The 17421-nt window shown below is 31.9% G+C and carries 18 protein-coding genes; 10 read left to right on the top strand and 8 right to left on the bottom strand.

The window, feature by feature from the left end; translation table 11 throughout:
• The first annotated feature begins 4 nt into the window (after positions 1-4).
• Both gldD and Q4Q39_RS07335 read left to right on the top strand, forming a co-directional pair.
• The gene (gldD, locus tag Q4Q39_RS07340) at positions 5-610 is read left to right on the top strand and encodes a gliding motility lipoprotein GldD (RefSeq protein WP_303281755.1); all 606 of its coding nucleotides are present in this window, start codon (positions 5-7) and stop codon (positions 608-610) included.
• Positions 611-726: 116 nt separating this feature from the next.
• On the top strand, positions 727-1434 hold the full coding sequence (locus Q4Q39_RS07335) for a hypothetical protein (protein WP_303281754.1): 708 nt from the start codon (positions 727-729) through the stop codon (positions 1432-1434).
• A gap of 4 nt (positions 1435-1438) precedes the next feature.
• Here Q4Q39_RS07335 and Q4Q39_RS07330 read toward each other — a convergent pair whose 3' ends face one another.
• The 5 genes from Q4Q39_RS07330 to Q4Q39_RS07310 form a co-directional block, all read right to left on the bottom strand.
• A complete protein-coding gene (locus Q4Q39_RS07330; protein ID WP_303281753.1) occupies positions 1439-1957 on the bottom strand; it encodes a hypothetical protein in 519 nt (172 codons plus the stop codon).
• A 73-nt stretch (positions 1958-2030) separates the two neighbouring features.
• A complete protein-coding gene (locus Q4Q39_RS07325; RefSeq protein ID WP_303281752.1) occupies positions 2031-3104 on the bottom strand; it encodes a hypothetical protein in 1074 nt (357 codons plus the stop codon).
• A 106-nt stretch (positions 3105-3210) separates the two neighbouring features.
• Positions 3211-3837, bottom strand: a complete 627-nt coding sequence (locus Q4Q39_RS07320) for a Type 1 glutamine amidotransferase-like domain-containing protein (protein WP_303281751.1) — start codon at positions 3835-3837, stop codon at positions 3211-3213.
• A gap of 78 nt (positions 3838-3915) precedes the next feature.
• Positions 3916-4656, bottom strand: a complete 741-nt coding sequence (locus Q4Q39_RS07315) for a hypothetical protein (RefSeq protein ID WP_303281749.1) — start codon at positions 4654-4656, stop codon at positions 3916-3918.
• Between the two features lie 219 nt (positions 4657-4875).
• On the bottom strand, positions 4876-5163 hold the full coding sequence (locus Q4Q39_RS07310) for a hypothetical protein (protein ID WP_303281748.1): 288 nt from the start codon (positions 5161-5163) through the stop codon (positions 4876-4878).
• Between the two features lie 464 nt (positions 5164-5627).
• On the opposite strand from Q4Q39_RS07310, the gene Q4Q39_RS07305 reads away from it, so the two are divergent.
• A complete protein-coding gene (locus tag Q4Q39_RS07305) occupies positions 5628-5963 on the top strand; it encodes a hypothetical protein (RefSeq protein ID WP_303281747.1) in 336 nt (111 codons plus the stop codon).
• Positions 5964-6360: 397 nt separating this feature from the next.
• Here the strand turns inward: Q4Q39_RS07305 and Q4Q39_RS07300 are convergent, their stop codons facing one another.
• Positions 6361-6750, bottom strand: a complete 390-nt coding sequence (locus Q4Q39_RS07300) for a heavy-metal-associated domain-containing protein (RefSeq protein ID WP_303281746.1) — start codon at positions 6748-6750, stop codon at positions 6361-6363.
• A 93-nt stretch (positions 6751-6843) separates the two neighbouring features.
• On the opposite strand from Q4Q39_RS07300, the gene Q4Q39_RS07295 reads away from it, so the two are divergent.
• The 6 genes from Q4Q39_RS07295 to Q4Q39_RS07270 all read left to right on the top strand — a co-directional run bounded on the left by Q4Q39_RS07295 (position 6844) and on the right by Q4Q39_RS07270 (position 13756).
• Complete coding sequence (locus Q4Q39_RS07295; protein WP_303281745.1) at positions 6844-7731, top strand: DMT family transporter; 888 nt, start codon at positions 6844-6846, stop codon at positions 7729-7731.
• 99 nt (positions 7732-7830) lie between these two features.
• A complete protein-coding gene (locus Q4Q39_RS07290; protein WP_303281744.1) occupies positions 7831-8286 on the top strand; it encodes a DUF4199 domain-containing protein in 456 nt (151 codons plus the stop codon).
• 565 nt (positions 8287-8851) lie between these two features.
• Complete coding sequence (gene rplU, locus Q4Q39_RS07285; protein ID WP_303281743.1) at positions 8852-9394, top strand: 50S ribosomal protein L21; 543 nt, start codon at positions 8852-8854, stop codon at positions 9392-9394.
• A gap of 25 nt (positions 9395-9419) precedes the next feature.
• Positions 9420-9680 (top strand): 50S ribosomal protein L27, encoded by a 261-nt coding sequence (gene rpmA, locus Q4Q39_RS07280; protein ID WP_303281742.1) that lies wholly within the window; start codon positions 9420-9422, stop codon positions 9678-9680.
• 216 nt (positions 9681-9896) lie between these two features.
• A complete protein-coding gene (locus Q4Q39_RS07275) occupies positions 9897-12737 on the top strand; it encodes a TonB-dependent receptor (protein ID WP_303281741.1) in 2841 nt (946 codons plus the stop codon).
• The gene (locus Q4Q39_RS07270) at positions 12737-13756 is read left to right on the top strand and encodes a phytase (RefSeq protein WP_303281740.1); all 1020 of its coding nucleotides are present in this window, start codon (positions 12737-12739) and stop codon (positions 13754-13756) included. Before Q4Q39_RS07275 ends, Q4Q39_RS07270 begins: the two co-directional genes overlap by 1 nt.
• A 51-nt stretch (positions 13757-13807) precedes the next feature.
• Here the strand turns inward: Q4Q39_RS07270 and Q4Q39_RS07265 are convergent, their stop codons facing one another.
• Positions 13808-14281 carry a DUF1569 domain-containing protein gene (locus tag Q4Q39_RS07265; protein WP_303281739.1) on the bottom strand — a complete coding sequence of 158 codons (474 nt, stop codon included), beginning with the start codon at positions 14279-14281 and terminating at the stop codon, positions 13808-13810.
• Positions 14282-14373: 92 nt separating this feature from the next.
• Here Q4Q39_RS07265 and Q4Q39_RS07260 point away from each other — a divergent pair, with 92 nt between their 5' ends.
• Positions 14374-14646 (top strand): hypothetical protein, encoded by a 273-nt coding sequence (locus Q4Q39_RS07260; RefSeq protein ID WP_303281738.1) that lies wholly within the window; start codon positions 14374-14376, stop codon positions 14644-14646.
• A gap of 193 nt (positions 14647-14839) precedes the next feature.
• Here Q4Q39_RS07260 and Q4Q39_RS07255 read toward each other — a convergent pair whose 3' ends face one another.
• Positions 14840-17218 (bottom strand): TonB-dependent receptor, encoded by a 2379-nt coding sequence (locus Q4Q39_RS07255; RefSeq protein ID WP_303281737.1) that lies wholly within the window; start codon positions 17216-17218, stop codon positions 14840-14842.
• Between the last annotated feature and the right edge of the window lie 203 nt (positions 17219-17421).

Below are 17421 nucleotides of genomic sequence, written 5' to 3'. Positions count from 1 at the left end.
TTATATGATTTTAAAGCCGACTTTCAATTTTTTGTTAAAAATATCCTTAGTAATAGGAGGTTTTATGTTAGTATCTTGCGGTGAAGACTATGTACCAAAACCAAAGGGCTATTTAAGATTAGAATATCCCAGAGCGAAGTATGTAGAAGCTAAAGTAGATGTGCCTTTTTCTTTTGAAACAAATATACTGGCGACTAAAATCAGTTCTGTTAATGTTGATGCTGCCACTAAGAGCTATGGGTTAAACTTAGAGTACCCGACCTTAAAAGGAACCATTTTTTTGACCTACAAAGCAGTTGAAAATAATGAAGAAAACTTAGTGAAATTTTTGCGGGACGCCAGGAAGTTTACGGAAAAACATATGACGAAAGCCGATGAGATTCCTGAGTACCCATTTATTAATGAGAAAAAGAAAGTATATGGTAGTTTTGTCGAAGTTAAGGGCAATGTGGCATCTCCAGCTCAGTTTTATGTCACCGATAGCGTTAATCACTTTTTAACAGGATCCTTATATTTTTATGCAAGGCCTAATTACGATTCTATTTTACCCGCTGCCAATTATTTGCAAAAAGATATTAAGCATCTTATGGAAACTATACAGTGGAAATAGGACGTATTTCATCTAAAATTTTAAATATTTTATTCAGTCATATATAAAAACATTATCTTTCGAACAAGACTGTGTGAATTCTCGCCCCTCGGAGTTTTGTAAAAATAATTATCTAATTGAAGATACTTAAAAATGAAATACGAGAGCTAGTTAGCCAAAAAGTCTTGGTGAGCATTTTTTATATAGGTATTATTTTCTTGGATGCTCTCGGGGCTATTCTGCCTAAATATTTAGATAGGCAGATAACATTGTTTATTCCCCTTCCTTTAATTTGTATTATACATCTTATAAATGCAAATAAAATAAATAAATGGTTTTTGCTCTCTTTAGTATTTAACTTTGTAGGTCTTTATCACTTTAATCACCCATATAAGGAGTACAATGCTATAGGGATCATTCTACACGCCATCGCTTTTCTTATTTACTTCCTTATTTTACTCAAGTATTATCAAATAGCTAATATAAAAAGGGTTTTAAAATTTTCTTTTTTAATTGTGATACTTGCGGCTGTACCTACAATAATTTACTCTGAAGGGATGAACGAAATGCATCTTTTTTATGAAACTTTGTTTTATGCTTTCTCTGTTACAATATTTATATTTAGTGCTTCTTTGCTATATTCAAATAACAAAACTAAAGCGAACCGATTTTTATTGTTCTCAACAATTTCTATCCTTATTAGCTCTTATTTACAAGGGTATAATTTATTTATGGAAAAAACCAATTTACTAGAGTTTCTTGCCATTATACTTTTTAACCTGACACATTATTTTATGTGTTGGTATTTAATAGAAAAGTCTAGAAAAAAAGTACATGATGTTTAAACTTTTATAATGCAACCTTCTTATTATTAGCACTTTCTAATTGCTGCTTAGGCATTGTTGTTCTGGCGTATTTTGTTATGTAATCCTTATGCTTAAAAATTAGTGAATCACTAGTATGTTTAATCAGTTTTGCTTTCCAAATAGACCAACCTCCTTGAATAGTATGGAAATGATATTCTATAAAGAACCCCTTTTTACTATAGTTATATCTTTGCATTCTTTTCAGTTCGGATTCTTTGCTTTTCCAATCAGTTAATTTGTCTGTAAGTAATTTAACTAATTCTCCATTTTCCTTGAACCTTATGTATTTAACATATTGACGTTCATTGAAGTTCTGTTTTGTATTATAAGTTAAGTTAACAGATTCTACTTCTTTATAAAGACTTGTTGTATCAATAATTTTAAAGGCTTCGGCATTGGTATTAGGTTTAATCGTAAACCTGCTAAAAATGAACATTGATTTATATGCACTACAGCTGGTTAGTAATATCAATAAAATAAAACAAAGACCTTTTTTCATCATTAACAATGAGTTTTATTTAAATGGTTTGTAGCGTCCTGAATAAAAGGCCGTTTTAATGTCGTTTGTTATTGGTCTATTTATCCCTTAAGAATTCGGTTAATGCAGCTTTCAAATCTCCGCTTTGCGTTTTCAGAATTTGTTCAGCTTGCTTAATTGCTTCCACAATCTGGGAGCCTTCTTTTGGATAACTAGGTTCAGTTAATGCCGCTTTGCCTTTTGCTGTTTCCATTTTAGTAGTGAATTCACTATTATGAGCTTGACGAAGTGAGGCTCCAGCTTTTCCCCAAGTTGGATCTACCCTTCCAAATTTCCGATCTTCACTTTTAGCACTAGGAATTTCCAGCCAAGCGTGAGCTCCAGTGGGGCCTTGACCATACATAGCAATTGAATCAATCCCTAATTCAGATAACAAAACTTGTGCGAATGCGGATTTTTCTCGGCATATGGTGGCCTTTTTAGATAATATTTTGCCTAAATCACCAGTGAATTTAGTGTCTCTTGCTGGTGTATCTGCAGGAGTCGTTTTGGTATATGTGGTATCTCTTTCTTCATCCGAGTATTCAATTGCATTTTTAGTATAAATTAGTAGCCTAGCAACTTGACCTGAAAGATCCTCTGTTTCCCTAATAAAAGCCATTGCTTCCTTGAATTTGCTATCAAAATATCCACCTTCAGTATCGTCAAGAGTAATGGTTCTTCTTCCATAAGCTAGCCCCTCACCCGTTTTTGCGTAATTTTTAGGATTTCGCTGAATATGTAATATTGCACTAACCCAATCTTCGAACTCAATCTTATTACGTGAATCAACCATGGAATATATCCCATTCATTATCTCAGGGTCTTGATTAAGCTTATCTGCTTTGACTGTTTCTCTTGTTTCTGGAGTGGAGCTACCCCCTATATATAATTTAGGTTGAATTATTTGAGTGTTGCTTTCTATATTCGAATTATCAAATTGTTCTACACTGTTTCTCATTTTTTGTGCAGAATATTCGCTAGCAATCTCTTGCATTTTTTGTTGAGCAGCAGCTTCTGGGCGATTGTCTACAAATTGGAGAGAAGACTTACTACTGTTCTGCATCTTAGAGGTGCTATTCGAAACCGATTGGCTTTTATTCTTTTGCGTTTTATCTGCGTAAGTATTCATGATTTATCATTTTTAGATTTCTATTTATTGCCTATAAGGGTCTGTATATGTAGCATGACCGGATTTTTCTGGGTATAAACGTCATATAATTTGTTGGCTCCCGTATTCATTTTTTTACAATTATTACATCTCCATCTCTTAGAGCTTTAAACAACCATTTGTTATCTATACATCTTTGAATTTCTTTTCCTATTGCCTCCGACTCAAAGTGATCAGAATCATAATGTGGCATAAATGAATAATTAAAAACCCCTAATCCTCCATAGATTGGCGTATTTATTCCTTTGTATGGAAAATTATTTGGGTCATCAACAAATTCGATTGATTTTAAAGACTCAGATAAAATACAAATTCCAGCACTATAACCTCCATAAAGGAAGTCATCTCTATTTTTCAATGCTTCGAAAATTTTATCAAATCCACTTAATTTCATAGCCATTCTCAATACAAATGTATTTCCTCCACTTACCCAAATACCTCCTAATGAAGTTAGTTTCTCGTTTAGTTCGTCAGTCTTATGGAAATAGCCTTTTAAATCTAGTGGTTCAGCTTTAAACCCAGTTTCATTTAATAGAGTTATTTCTTCTTGTTGATCTTTGTTTGCTTTTTCAGGGTCTGAACCAACCCAATCTCTTGAATTATTAATATGGCCAATTTTATTGTTTTTAGGAATTAACTGCTTTAACTCTTCAATTTGATTACCAAATTTATATGATGACAAATAGTATTTCATATTTTATTTTTTCATTATGGTAGCAAACATTCTCGTACACAAAATGGCACTATTCTTTGATTAAGTATTAATATGGTGTTAGCTAACGTTTTCCTTTTCTGCTTCCATTGAAGCATTTATTAATGTTATAAGTCCTTTATTCAAAGGGTTCATTTTTTTATACTCTTCAATGTTTTTTTCATCAGGTTTACGACCACAACAATTTATGAAATTCCCCATTTCTTCTTGTTTAATTTCATAATCCAGTTCTTTCTTTATGTGAGAAAGGTTTTCTTGTATTCTTAAAATTATTGAAGCTAAGCTTTGTGCGTGAAAATAAACAGAAACTTGTGCTAATTCATATTTTTTGTCATTCTCAATTTCTTTTAGTTCGATAAGTAAGTTTCCTGAGTTCTGATAGAAATCATAAAGTTCATTAGTAACTTTGGGTTTTAAATACATTTGATTTTCTGATATAATTTCTTGGTATTCCGAAAACTTACTTTGAAATTTTTCAACCGCTTTAGTTATACAACTATAGTCGACAGAGCAATTTCCAGATAATTCGATATGTAATTTTTGTATTTCAAATAGAATTTTAATTAATGAAGAATAGACTACGTTCTCTTGAAGTTTTTGAGAGTTTTCAGGGTCAATTCCTAACTCAATTTGTTTTCTCAATTTTTCTTTTTCAATATCAAACTTTTGTTCAATTCTCTTCATTCTTCTTGTTTGCCAGTTTGTAATAACAAGCATTAAAATCGGAAGCATCAAAGCCGTTACAATAGTTGTAACTATTCCTGGATTATATTCTAATATTTTATTTAAAACCTCTGTCATTTCAAATGTTAGCTAAAATGTGAATATTTACACTGGTGTTACATTCATTATATATACACCCAAATATACAATAATACTTACAAATTTAGAGGAGATAATAGAGTTGCCTCTTGAAAGAAGTTGATTTTGAACTATGATATTTATAATATGAATAAAAACATGTAAAGTCTTCACTATATAATGTTTTTATCTTAAACTCGTCAATTTCTAGAGGAATACTTATTTTTTCATTTTAATATTATTTTTAACACCTCCATCTAAATTAGTATAGTATTCTTCAAACTCAAATAATATATTAAATAACTCTTTTGGATGAATACGTAAACCTGTAGCGATGTCAATAAAAGTACTTAATCGACAATCAATTCTATTATTTGCTACATCACTAATTCTAGCGGGCGTAGTATTGCACTTTTCAGCTATTTTGCTATAAGGCATATCTCCTTTTGCTTCTTTTACCTTTTGTGCAATCAATTTCTTAATTTTTTTTGTCTTGTACTCATTCATAATTGCTATGTTTATCGCAATTTGAATCTTATACTTAATAAAATCATTACCGAATTCGGTAATGATCAAATATTTTACTACATTTGTAAGAATATTACATTTTGAAAATGTAGTTTTGCGATTCTTCTATTAGAAAATATTAGGAGCATTCGTTTAGAATCCTGATCTGAAAACTGGTAATTTTTAACACACAGGATAATAAGCAAGATGTTCACGACCCGGGGCGTGGATTCTCTTATTGTGTGTGGGTATACCAGTACCTCAGATCGGTAAGTTGAGTTCCACGCCTTTTTATTTCCCTACATAAAAAGGTTAATGAGGCATTTATCTTATGTTTTAGGCAACTTGAACTTATAATGAATGAGATCCCGATAAGAATCGGGATTAATTCAACTTACAATTTTGAGTGCTTCGCTTGGGGCGAATTCTCAAAATTGAGTTTCATTAACATTAAAATTTTAACCATGCCAGAAACCGAAACGCAAAAATCGCCACAGAATTTTTTATTATCACACTACATTACTTTAGCCTTGCTAATATTAATATTTGATAAATCGGGCTTTTCAAATACCATTAAACAACATTGCAAAACGGGGTTAAAGGTTCTTGGAATTATATATGCCCACCAAGTTTATAACATAGGAATAGATGCCTTACGGGATAAGGAATTCGATGCGTTTTTCAAACTATTTCCAAGCACTTATTTTAATAACCGTGGATTAATTCCTGTAGATATGATTATAAAAAATATAAAATTGTGTATTACTACAGACGATATCATACATATGAGTAGTGAGTAATATGCATTGGGTTGTTATTCTAAGATGTAAGTAATTCCCTTTTGTGTTTTATATCACGGAAAATTTAGTCTCTCCAATTATTGGTAAGCAAATACGCGATTTGTTTTGAAGCAGCAATAATATCTCTAACTAATATTTTCTTGCAAAAGGGGGAGCTTGCATCACGATGTGAAAAATAATGCGGAGAAGTTCTCTAGTTTGGTATTGACTATAAAAGAGTGTCATCCAGAGCGCAGCGAACCTGTCTGCCGAAGGTAGAGGATCTCAAAACTGAAGATTTTAATAGATTCTTCGCTAGAGCCTGTACTGAGTGCAGTCGAAGTACTCTGAATGACAAAATATACTAATTGCTGCACATGCTTTTTTCTCAGCACCCGTTTTGTTTGCATAACACGCTTTACTTAGTTGAAAAACCTTCAACAGTTTTCATGTCACTAACTTTGTAAATATCTGCAACCTTAGTAACCGTTTCTTCAAGAGAAGTAGGTGTTACTTTAGCGTTGTTATATTCAACCATGGCTAGTTTTCTGTCAAAATCTACAATAGCAGATTTTACACCTTCCATTTTAGCAATTTTTTTCTCGATAGTTCTTGCACAGCCTATAGCACATGTCATACCATCAATGGTGAATTCTGCTTTAGCATAAGTAGCATTAGGATCTAATTCTTTCGTAGCAGTCTCAGTAGCAACCTCTATGGTTTTAACTTCTGGCTTCGTTTCATTTTTGCAACTCATGGTAATAGATACTACCATTACAATTGCTATAATATTTTTTAATGCGCTCATTATTTATAAGTATTAATTTGTTTACAAAACTACTAAATAAAGCTGTTTATTGCATTAAAAAGTAGAATTTTGTGATTTCTAAAATAGCTCTAAATGAACAACATTAAATCGAAATGGATTTATCTTTTTGTACTTTCTATAATTTGGGGAAGCTCGTTTATTTTAATAAAAAAATCATTATTAGGTTTAACGCCTTATCAATTAGGAGCTTTAAGAATCATTATTACAGGTTTTTTTCTTTTATTAATAGGGTTTAAAACCATTAAAACTATTAGGAAACCTGATTGGAAATGGATTATAATAACGGGAGTTTTAGGATCTTTAATACCTGCTTTTTTCTTTGCTATTGCAGAAACTGAAATTGATAGTGCGGTAGTTTCTATTTTAAATTCGTTAGTCCCTTTAAATACTATTTTATTAGGCTTTGCTGTTTTTAAAATAACATCAACAAAACGCCAGATGCTTGGTGTTATAGTAGGATTTATAGGAACAGCTATCTTAATTCTGAAAGGCGCAGATTTAAATCCCAATCAAAATTATCTGTATGCTATTTTCGTGATTTTATCTACTTTAATGTATGCAGCTAATGTTAATATTATTAAGAAACATTTGCAACATGTAAAACCATTAACCATCGCTGCTGGCAATTTTGCAGTTATTATTATTCCGGCAATAATTATTTTATTGTTTACAGATTTCTTTTCAGCTAAAACATTTGAAAAACCAGAATTTAAAATGGCAATGGTTTACATTACGATTCTGTCGTTTTTTGGCACAGCTATGGCAAAAATATTATTTAATAAACTAGTACATATGTCAACGCCGGTATTTGCTTCTTCTGTAACCTTTGTTATGCCAATTGTGGCTTTAATGTGGGGATATTTAGATGGGGAAGCGTTTAGTCTTATTCAGGGAGTTGCCAGTATTATTATCTTATTAGGGGTGTATTTATCTCATAAAAAGCATCCAAAACGAAGCTAATTCTCTTAAAAACAGTGAGTTTAATTAAGAAAATAGCTTTAAAATTATTTTAATACATAAATTTTCACGAAATTGAAGTACATGTAAATCTGCAAAAAGATGAAAAAGATATCACTTTCCATTCGATTTGGATTCGTTACAAGTGCTTTATTAATTGCGTATTTTTTAATTTTAGCATTATTCAATAAACACATTAATCCTGCATTTAGTTTTTTTAATGCCATTATTACTGCTTTTGGAATTTGTGAAGCTGTACGTTTAAAAAAGCTTGAAGACCCAGACGCTTTTTCTTATGGAGAAGGCTTTAAAACAGGTATTGTTACAGGTTTTACTGCGACATTAGTATTTACTGCTTTTTTCTTGCTTTATGCTACAGAAATTAACGTTGCCTTTTTACCAGCATTGCTTCAAACTATTAAAGGTGGTTTTAATGTAGATATTGGTATGGTGACTTTTGTAGTTGCTGTTATGGGTTTAGCAACAACTGTAGTAGCCGTGCTTGCTGTGATGCAGTTTTTTAAAAAGACCAGAAATATTCCTCAAAATCACCTTTAAGTGCTACCGTGCGTACATGAATATTGATAGGTGAACGAAAAACAAAATTAGACACGAATACCATTAATTTTCACTAATTAATCTGTTTGTCTACAGATTTAAAGCCTATACAAGCTCGGATTCGTGTTAATGATCAGTTACATATTAAGTAACCATAAAACAATAGATTCGTGCAAATTTGTAGTATTCGTGTCTTTTTAAAAGAAGCGTCCAAACGACAACCTTTTAATGTTCACATTTTAATGCCTTAATACATAAGAAGCCGCCGCAGGTAATTCTTTAATAAATTCGTTGATTCTTTTTGTGTTTACTTTAAATTGTTCTTTTAATCTTTTCATAATAATAGCATTTTTTAACTGTTAAACGTCTGACAATCAAAAAATCCTCCTTTACTTTAAAAATTTTAGTTATTAAATTCTGGTGAATTATTGCTAAGAAGATTTTTCAATTAAAAAAATCAAGAATAAATAATCGTTCAAAATGAATAAAACGTTTGTAGTTTAATTAATTAGCAGTATATTTGCACTCATTTTTTGAACAAATTAATTAATAAAAACGTTACGCTATGTACGCAATTGTAGAGATAGCAGGGCATCAATTTAAAGTTGAAAAAGACCAAAGAGTTTTTGTTAATCGTTTGCAAACAGAAGAGGGTAAGAAAGTTTCTTTCGATAACGTACTTCTTGTAGCAGATGGTGACAAAGTAACTGTAGGCGCCCCGGCTATAGACGGAGCTCAAGTAGGAGCCAAAGTCTTAAAGCACCTTAAAGGTGATAAAGTTATAGTTTTTAAGAAGAAACGACGTAAAGGATACCGTGTTAAAAATGGTCACCGTCAATCTTTAACAGAAATTGTAATTGAAAGTATTGCTGCTTCGGGAGCTAAAAAAGCTGCCAAAGTTGAAAACGAAGGAGCTAAAAAAGCTGCTCCGGCAAAAGCAAAAGCAGAAACTGCTGCGCCAAAAGCAAAGCCAGCTGCTAAAAAAGCAGAAGCTACTCAAGATTTAAGCAAACTTACTGTTGCTGAATTAAAAGAGATGGCTAAAGCTAAAGGAGTTGAAGGGATTTCTTCTATGAAGAAAGCCGATTTAATTGCTGCTTTAAGTTAATTTTAAAAACTAAAATCGAAATAAAATGGCACATAAAAAAGGAGTCGGAAGTTCGAAAAACGGTAGAGAATCAGAATCGAAACGCTTAGGTGTTAAGATATTTGGTGGTCAAGCTGCATTAGCTGGAAACATTATCGTTAGACAAAGAGGTAATACACATCACCCAGGTGAGAATGTGTATTCTTCAAAAGATCATACATTACACGCCAGAGTTGATGGTGTTGTAAAGTTTACAAAGAAAAAAGATAACAAATCTTTTGTTTCTATTGAGCCTTTTGAGGCTTAAGAAATAAATTTCTTTAAAAATATTAAAACCCTTTCTGTTTCCAGAAAGGGTTTTTTATTGCTTTTTATTTATGTATTTCCAAAAGTTGTTTTTAATGTTAATTAATGGTAAAACAAGGAGATTTTCCTTTCTATAAATAACAATTACATAAATAACACTTAAAATTCTTTTCTCATCATTTTTGTTATTTCGTCAGGTATTCAACTAACAAAAATCATGAGAAAAAATTACTTACTATTATTATTGATTGCGATGTCGTTTTCCTTTTTTGGATTCTCTCAAAACGGAAATATTCAAGGAAAAATTATTGACGAAAATGGCTTGTCTATTCCTTTTGGAAATGTATTAATAGAATCGTTAAATAAAGGAGCCATATCAGATTTTGATGGAAGCTTTTTATTTGTTAATGTTCCTATTGGAACCCAAACAATAAAAATTACTTATTTAGGGTATGCAGATACAGAAAAAGAAGTTACTGTAGAGACAGGGGAAACAGCAGAGGTTGCTATTGTATTATCTCCAGTAACTCAAGAGCTAGACGGTATTTTAATAACGGGATACAACAGCGGTCAGGCAAAAGCACTAAACGCTCAAAAAAATAAACAGAATATTACAAATGTCGTTTCAACCGATCAGATAGGAAAGTTTCCTGATGCTAACATAGGAGATGCCATAAAGCGAATTCCTGGAATTACTATGCAAGTAGATCAAGGAGAAGCTCGTAATATTATTGTGAGAGGTTTAGCGCCTCAATTAAATTCGGTAACGTTAAACGGAAGTAGAATTCCTTCTGCAGAAGGAGATAACAGAAACGTGCAAATGGATTTAATTCCAGCAGATATGATCCAGCTTATAGAAGTTAATAAAGCGGTGACACCAGATATGGATGCCGATGCTTTAGGTGGTTCTGTGAATTTAGTAACTAGAACATCGCCTAACGGATTTAGAGTTGCTGCTACTGTTGGATCTGGAGTTAATTTTATTACTGATAAAAGAATTATTAATGGCTCATTTTTAGTTGGAGACAGATCAAATGACAATAAATTTGGATGGATGCTTGCTGCATCTATTAATGATAGTGATTTTGGATCGGACAATGTAGAAGCTGAATGGGTAAATGAGGCTGAAAGCCCGCTCTCTGGCGAAGATATTGAGGTAAATCCTTTTGTAGAAGAATCAGATATTAGAACGTATTTAGTACAACGTATCAGAAGAAGTTTTTCTGCGAATTTAGATTATACCTTTAATTCTAATAATAGGATCTATTTAAAAACTATGTATAACTGGAGAGACGATAGAGAAAATCGTTTTAGACTTCGTTACAGAAGTATTGAGCCAATATTTGCTAGTGGTACAGAAACTATTACTGGATACCAAGGTGAAATAAGAAGACAAACTAAAGGAGGTATAGATAATAATAGAAATAAGAATACCCGTTTAGAAGATCAACGCATGCAAAATTATAGCTTAGGTGGAGATCATTTATTTGGTAAACTAGAACTTGATTGGTTGGCATCTTATGCTAGTGCTTCAGAAGAGCGATTAAATGAACGTTATATTGAGTATGAATTAGAAGAAACCAGCGGAGGCGACCCTATTCCTTTTAATACGGATTTTGCTAATCAAAAGTTTCCGTTAATTACGCCTGCTAATAGTAGCGATGTTGCTTTAAACAATTTTAGTTTAAAAGAAATTACTGAAGAAAATCAATTTACAGAGGAAAAAGATTTTAACTTCTTTGCTAACTTTAAATTGCCAATAGATCTTCTTAATACAAGTAGTGGGTTTATTAAATTTGGAGGACGTATAAGAATAAAAGAAAAAGAAAGAGATAATAACTTCTTTGAGTTTGAGTCTACTAATAGCAGTTTTGATGATTTAAGTGCTTTACCATTAGTAGATCAAACTGATACTGACTTTTTAGCTGGAGATAAATATGCTGCAGGAATGTTTGTTGATCCTGCTTTTTTAGGACAGTTAGATTTGTTAAATGCGTCTTTATTTGACAGAGTGCCTGTTGTTGATGAGTTTTTAGCGGAGAATTATGAAGTTAAAGAGAATGTTTACGCTGGGTATGCAATGATTAATCAAAAATTATCTGATAAATTATCGGTTTTAGCAGGTATTCGTATTGAAAATACAGAAATAGAAACCAATGGATATTTAGTTGAATTTAATCAAGATGGAGATTTTGTAGGTTCAGAAAAGATTGAAGATGATAACTCTTATGTTAACATTTTACCAGGGATTCACTTAAAATATAATGTAGCTGATAATACTGTATTGCGTTTTGCCTGGACAAACACATTGGCAAGGCCAAATTATGTAGATTTAGTACCTTTTAGAAATGTGGTTAGTGAAGATGAGGAAGTAAGTGTGGGGAATCCGGAATTAAGTGCTACAACATCGATGAATTTTGATTTAATGGGGGAATATTATTTTAGCAATGTTGGTATTATCTCAGGTGGAATTTTTCATAAAAGTATTAAAGACTTTATTTATGATTTTCAATTTGTAGATCCGTCAACTGGTTTTGATGCTCTACAACCACGAAATGGAGACGATGCCACTATATTGGGAGCAGAAGTATCTTTTCAACGTCAGTTAGACTTTTTGCCAGGCTTTGCCAGAAACTTCAGTGTGCTTTTAAATTACACGTATTTAACATCTAGTGCAGATGGTATAAGAAATGAAGATGGTGATGAGCGTATCGATTTAGATTTACCTGGTACAGCACCAAATATGTTTAACGGTTCTTTAGCTTATGGTGGTAAAAAATTAAACTTGCGTTTGTCTGCTAACTTTTCGGATTCATATATCGATGAAGTTAACGGAAATGCTTTCGAAGACAGATATTATGATCAGCAATTCTTTTTAGATTTTAATGCCTCGTATGCAGTTAACGATAACATTAGTGTCTACTTCGATTTAAATAATATCACCGATCAGCCATTACGTTATTTCCAAGGTGTTAAAAACAGAACCATGCAAGTAGAGTATTATGGAAGACGTATTACATTTGGTTTAAAATATGATTTATTCAAGAAAAAGCAATAATGAAAAAGCTTAAAGCAAACATCATTTTTATTTGTTTCGTTGTCTTAATGATATCATGTACTACAAAATTACCTGAAATTGTAGCTGATGTTGTTACCGAAACAACTTTACACGATACAGACGATCCTGCTATATGGGTTAATCCAAAAAATGCTTCGAAGAGTATTGTTTTTGGTACCGATAAAAATACAGAAGGCGCTATTTATGCCTTTGATTTAGATGGTAAGATTATAGAAGACAAAACAATAAGAAATTTGAAGCGACCAAATAATGTCGATTTAGAATATGGTTTTCAACTTAACGATTCTACTAAAGTTGATGTTATTGCATTTACAGAAAGAGAACGACAACAAATACGTTTGTTTTCTGTCCCAGATATGAAACCGCTCGATAACGGAGGATTTCCTGTTTTTACAGATGAGAAAGGACCTGAAGCGAATTTACCAATGGGTATAGCGCTTTATAAATCGCCAGAAACAGACAAGTTATATGCTATTGTAGGTAGAAAAACGGGGCCTAAGGATAAGTATTTATATCAATATCATTTAATTTCAGATAGTTTAGGAGTGCATTCTGAATTAGTTAGGAAGTTTGGTGAATTTAGTGGTGTAAAAGAAATTGAAGCCATTGCAGTTGATGATGAGACAGGTATTGTATATTATTCTGATGAGATGTATTGTATTCGTAAATACTATGCCGAACCCTTAAAAGGGGATGATGAAATTTACTGTTTTGGTAAAGAGTATTTTAAAGAAGATATTGAAGGTATTGCTATTGCCAAGTACCAAGATAAAGGATACTTAATCGTATCAAACCAGCAAGCACATACATTTAATGTTTTCGATTTAAAAACAAATGCTTTTATTAAAGAAATTAATTTAGGAACTATAGAAACAGACGGTTGTGATGTAACAACAGCTAAATTGGGAGCTAAATTCCCTAATGGATTATTTGTTTCTATGAACAATAAAAAGAATTTCTTTTTTCACGATTTAAAAAAACTTAAATTATTAGAATAAAATAACCTTAGTTTAAAGGTGTATAGCCCTTTCTGTAAACAGGAAGGGTTTTTATTTGCTCAAAATATCATGAACTATTTTTAAATGGTGTTTGGTATGCATTTCTAAGAAACGTAGCGTTTTGGTTTTTGATAGAGTTCCAAATATAAAATGTTTAAAATGAACATTTTTATCAAGAAAGGCTATGTTGTTTATATGTTTCTTCGCCTCATTGAGCTGTGTATGTAAATCAGCTGTTAAGATAACATTTGGAGGCTTGACAACTTTTGGCGCTTTTGCGCGCCCTCTTGGGATGTAACATAATGCAAATAAAATGCTTCTTTTGACATTAAAATCTTTTTTGTGATCATGCGGATTAGATAGCTCTAAGTATTTATAAACTCTGTTTATTACTTTCAATGTATGGTCTAATTGCCAACCCACATTAGCTTTAGATACCATGGGATTACTTTTATCTTTAAAAGGAATATTTTGTTCTATTTGAGATAATAGATTGTTTAGAATGGCTATTTTTTTATTGTACATTGTTAAATATAATTATAAAAAATAAGAATAAATGCTTAACTTAGGGTGTTGCATTTGCAATCTGTAAATTGTCTTACTTAAAACTATATGCTATGCTACCTTTTAGATCTGAAATAAGAAACTCCCCAAGTCATCAAACGATCAAGATTTTTTTAACAGATAAATCTTTAGATAACAAAATTAAAAGACATTTAGAACATTTTAAAGAAATAGAGTTTATCGAAATTAGAGAAAGTATTGGGCAAAACCGAGCAGACGAAAATATTACTGTTTTTTTAAAAGATGGTGTAGATATTAATAAAATGAAAACGTCTATTGATTCTAGTTTATGGTGGTATTTTGAGAAGGATATGGTTGATGAATAATAGCTAATCTTACAGAATAGTTAGGTCTTTCTTCCAGGCAAGATTTTTTAATTTTTTTCGTTTTATTAAAATGAAAAAAATCGTTTCCCTTCTATTTATTCGGATTTGTGTCTTTATAGAGTAACAATAAAAACCCAGACAAGAAACTAAGTCCTTGCCTGGAATAAAAATAAACGCTATTAACCACTCTTAATTAAAATTGGAAACGATAACCTACATCAGGAAAAAAACCTATTTGGTCTACCTGATCTATGTTATTTGTTAAACGGTTATAACGGCGTTCAAAAATATTTTTCCTATTGGTTAAGTTTTGTAGATCTACAAAGAATTGATGCGATAGCTTTTTTCTCTTGCTATTTATTTTAAAACCAACTTTGAAATCCCAACGCATGTAATTATCATGCTGTTTGGAGAAAGCCTGGTCTTCTAAAAGAACTTCAAAACCTGCTTGGCGAGAAGCTTCTAAATCTGCAGGGGTGTAATAACGTCCACCTGAAACTGTAAATCGAGTATCAAAAAATAAAACATTTTTTTGTGCTTTGCCAACGGTAACTTCTTTACCTGCCAATAGATTTGTGACATAGCCATTATTGAATGGTGAGTTTCTTTCTATACCATCACTACCTTTGTACTTACTTTCAAAAAAAGACGATGTTAATAATCCATAAAACCCATTGCTAAAAAACTTCTCGACAGTTAACTCAACACCTTGATTATAGCCTTTTCCTTCATTTTTAAGAGAAAAGACGCTGTTATTAAAATCAAAATCGGCACCTTCAGTCAATGAAGAATAGCTTGACGGAAAAGGTTCTACAGCTGCTTTGTTAATATTTTGGTAGTAAACTTCTGCTTTAGCTCTCCAGCTTTTTGCTAGTTTCACATCGTAACCCAGCACATAATGATCACTTCTTGTAAATTTTAAATTTTTATTAGTTTGTACTAACTCGCCGTTAATATCTTCGTTTAAAAATAGAATTGGTAATGGTATATTTTGATGATGTATGCCATAACCTAAGCTTAAGCTATGCTTAGGCGCTATTTTATAGTTTAATGCGGCTCTTGGCTCTATTACAAATTGACTATTTAAAGAGCTATATTGAGAATGCAGTCCAGCGTTTAAAGTAAGTTTTTCAGACAATCTAAAACGCCCTTGAACATAAGGTTGAAATAAATTTAAACTTTCATCTGTATTTCTAAATGTAAATAAGTCAGGATCACCGTCGTTGTTTAAATCGGGTTGTTCATCTCTGTCTTGCAGGTAAGATTTTAGTTTAATATTTTCGAAAAGAACCCCTGTCCTCAATGTTATCTTGCTATTGAGTTTAGAATTGAACAAGGACGAAATTGTAATACGGTTTTGTTTATTGTCAGATTCTGTATACTTAATAATGCGCTCATTAGGTGTATTTTTCTCTATAAACCGATCTTCTGTATAATTATTACCAGAACCAGATACAGATGCTACTGTTTTTAAATAGCTTTTTTTACCAATAGTAATGCGGTGATTAAAACCAAAAACGTTAAAATTAGATTTAACAAATGAGTTTTCATCTTCAGCAGCAAACAGGTCGTCTTTTTCAATGTCATTACCATAAAAATCAATGTCTGAATTTCCAATAATTCCAAATAGTGATAAATTACCATAAGTTCCAGTTCCTAAATCAATATTATAGGAAATATCACTGTAGTTTGGTGTTGCAGATGTACCACCTCCGCCTACCAGACCGATTAAAGAATATCTTCCTGCAACTAAAAAAGAACCTTGCTTATTGCCTAGTGGTCCTTCTGCCATAGCTTCAAACCCTGTAAAAACCCCTACTTGAGTCGTAAATTCATAATCATCTGTATTTCCCTTTCTAAACCCTAAATCGAAAACACCTCCTAAAGCGTTCCCATATTCTGCAGGGAAGGCAGAAGTTATAAAATCGGAATTTTTAAGCATATTAGGATTTAATGCAGAAACGGGGCTTCCCGTAGTACCCAATGAGGAAAAATGATTAGGACTAGGTATAGGAACACCTTCTAATCGCCATAATAATCCCGATGGCGAATTACCACGTACCACAATGTCGTTTCTACTATCGTCGGGTGCAGAAACACCGGCAAAATTTGATGCTAATCGACCAACATCGCTTCTTCCTCCAGAAAAACGATTAACTTCTTCCATACTAAATTGGCGAGCAGAAATTGATGCAAGTTTATTAACTGCCCTATCTTTATTCGTTTCAGTAGTTAGAATTACAGCATCTAATGCTCCAAATGCTTCTGCTAAGCTTGCATTTACAGCAACATCTTTACCGGAAGTTACATCCAAATTAGGAAGTGTTAAAGGTTCGTAGCCCACATAACTAATACGTATAGCTTGTCTGCCTAGAGGTACATTTTTTAAAGTAAAATAGCCATTTTTATTAGTAATAACTCCTATGGATTTATCCTGATTTAATAATTCTACTGTAGCTCCCGGAAGCGGAATTTCAGATTGTTTGTCTATTACTAAACCTTTAATGGTTCCTGTTTGTCCCTTTAGAGAGCATGTTAAGCATAGAATGAATAATTTTAATATAGTCTTCATTTGTGTTTAATTTATTTCTGTCAAATTTGAAACAGAAAACACATAACGGAAAGCCATTATTTCTAAATTGCCTTATTATAGTTTGAATCGTGTCATTTTTCGTTTGAATTATGATAAGCATATTTTTTAAAGTATTTTTTCAGCTTAAATAAAAATGAAACAGTTTAAGCCTTCAATTGACAATTCATACAAAAACAGATTCT

The sequence above is a fragment of the Flavivirga amylovorans genome (assembly GCF_030540875.1).
GTDB classification, from domain to species: domain Bacteria; phylum Bacteroidota; class Bacteroidia; order Flavobacteriales; family Flavobacteriaceae; genus Flavivirga; species Flavivirga amylovorans.
This window is presented reverse-complemented; position numbering and strand designations above follow the sequence as displayed.

What these genes read in the sequence shown, in the direction of transcription:
- gldD (WP_303281755.1), top strand. Translation starts at nt 5, where the DNA reads ATGATTTTAAAGCCGACTTTCAATTTTTTGTTAAAAATATCCTTAGTA.
- Q4Q39_RS07320 (WP_303281751.1), bottom strand. Translation starts at nt 3,837, where the DNA reads ATGAAATACTATTTGTCATCATATAAATTTGGTAATCAAATTGAAGAG.
- Q4Q39_RS07310 (WP_303281748.1), bottom strand. Translation starts at nt 5,163, where the DNA reads ATGAATGAGTACAAGACAAAAAAAATTAAGAAATTGATTGCACAAAAG.
- Q4Q39_RS07260 (WP_303281738.1), top strand. Translation starts at nt 14,374, where the DNA reads ATGCTACCTTTTAGATCTGAAATAAGAAACTCCCCAAGTCATCAAACG.
- Q4Q39_RS07290 (WP_303281744.1), top strand. Translation starts at nt 7,831, where the DNA reads ATGAAAAAGATATCACTTTCCATTCGATTTGGATTCGTTACAAGTGCT.
- Q4Q39_RS07300 (WP_303281746.1), bottom strand. Translation starts at nt 6,750, where the DNA reads ATGAGCGCATTAAAAAATATTATAGCAATTGTAATGGTAGTATCTATT.
- Q4Q39_RS07315 (WP_303281749.1), bottom strand. Translation starts at nt 4,656, where the DNA reads ATGACAGAGGTTTTAAATAAAATATTAGAATATAATCCAGGAATAGTT.
- rplU (WP_303281743.1), top strand. Translation starts at nt 8,852, where the DNA reads ATGTACGCAATTGTAGAGATAGCAGGGCATCAATTTAAAGTTGAAAAA.
- Q4Q39_RS07270 (WP_303281740.1), top strand. Translation starts at nt 12,737, where the DNA reads ATGAAAAAGCTTAAAGCAAACATCATTTTTATTTGTTTCGTTGTCTTA.
- Q4Q39_RS07325 (WP_303281752.1), bottom strand. Translation starts at nt 3,104, where the DNA reads ATGAATACTTACGCAGATAAAACGCAAAAGAATAAAAGCCAATCGGTT.
- rpmA (WP_303281742.1), top strand. Translation starts at nt 9,420, where the DNA reads ATGGCACATAAAAAAGGAGTCGGAAGTTCGAAAAACGGTAGAGAATCA.
- Q4Q39_RS07255 (WP_303281737.1), bottom strand. Translation starts at nt 17,218, where the DNA reads ATGAAGACTATATTAAAATTATTCATTCTATGCTTAACATGCTCTCTA.
- Q4Q39_RS07305 (WP_303281747.1), top strand. Translation starts at nt 5,628, where the DNA reads ATGCCAGAAACCGAAACGCAAAAATCGCCACAGAATTTTTTATTATCA.
- Q4Q39_RS07295 (WP_303281745.1), top strand. Translation starts at nt 6,844, where the DNA reads ATGAACAACATTAAATCGAAATGGATTTATCTTTTTGTACTTTCTATA.
- Q4Q39_RS07265 (WP_303281739.1), bottom strand. Translation starts at nt 14,281, where the DNA reads ATGTACAATAAAAAAATAGCCATTCTAAACAATCTATTATCTCAAATA.
- Q4Q39_RS07330 (WP_303281753.1), bottom strand. Translation starts at nt 1,957, where the DNA reads ATGATGAAAAAAGGTCTTTGTTTTATTTTATTGATATTACTAACCAGC.
- Q4Q39_RS07275 (WP_303281741.1), top strand. Translation starts at nt 9,897, where the DNA reads ATGAGAAAAAATTACTTACTATTATTATTGATTGCGATGTCGTTTTCC.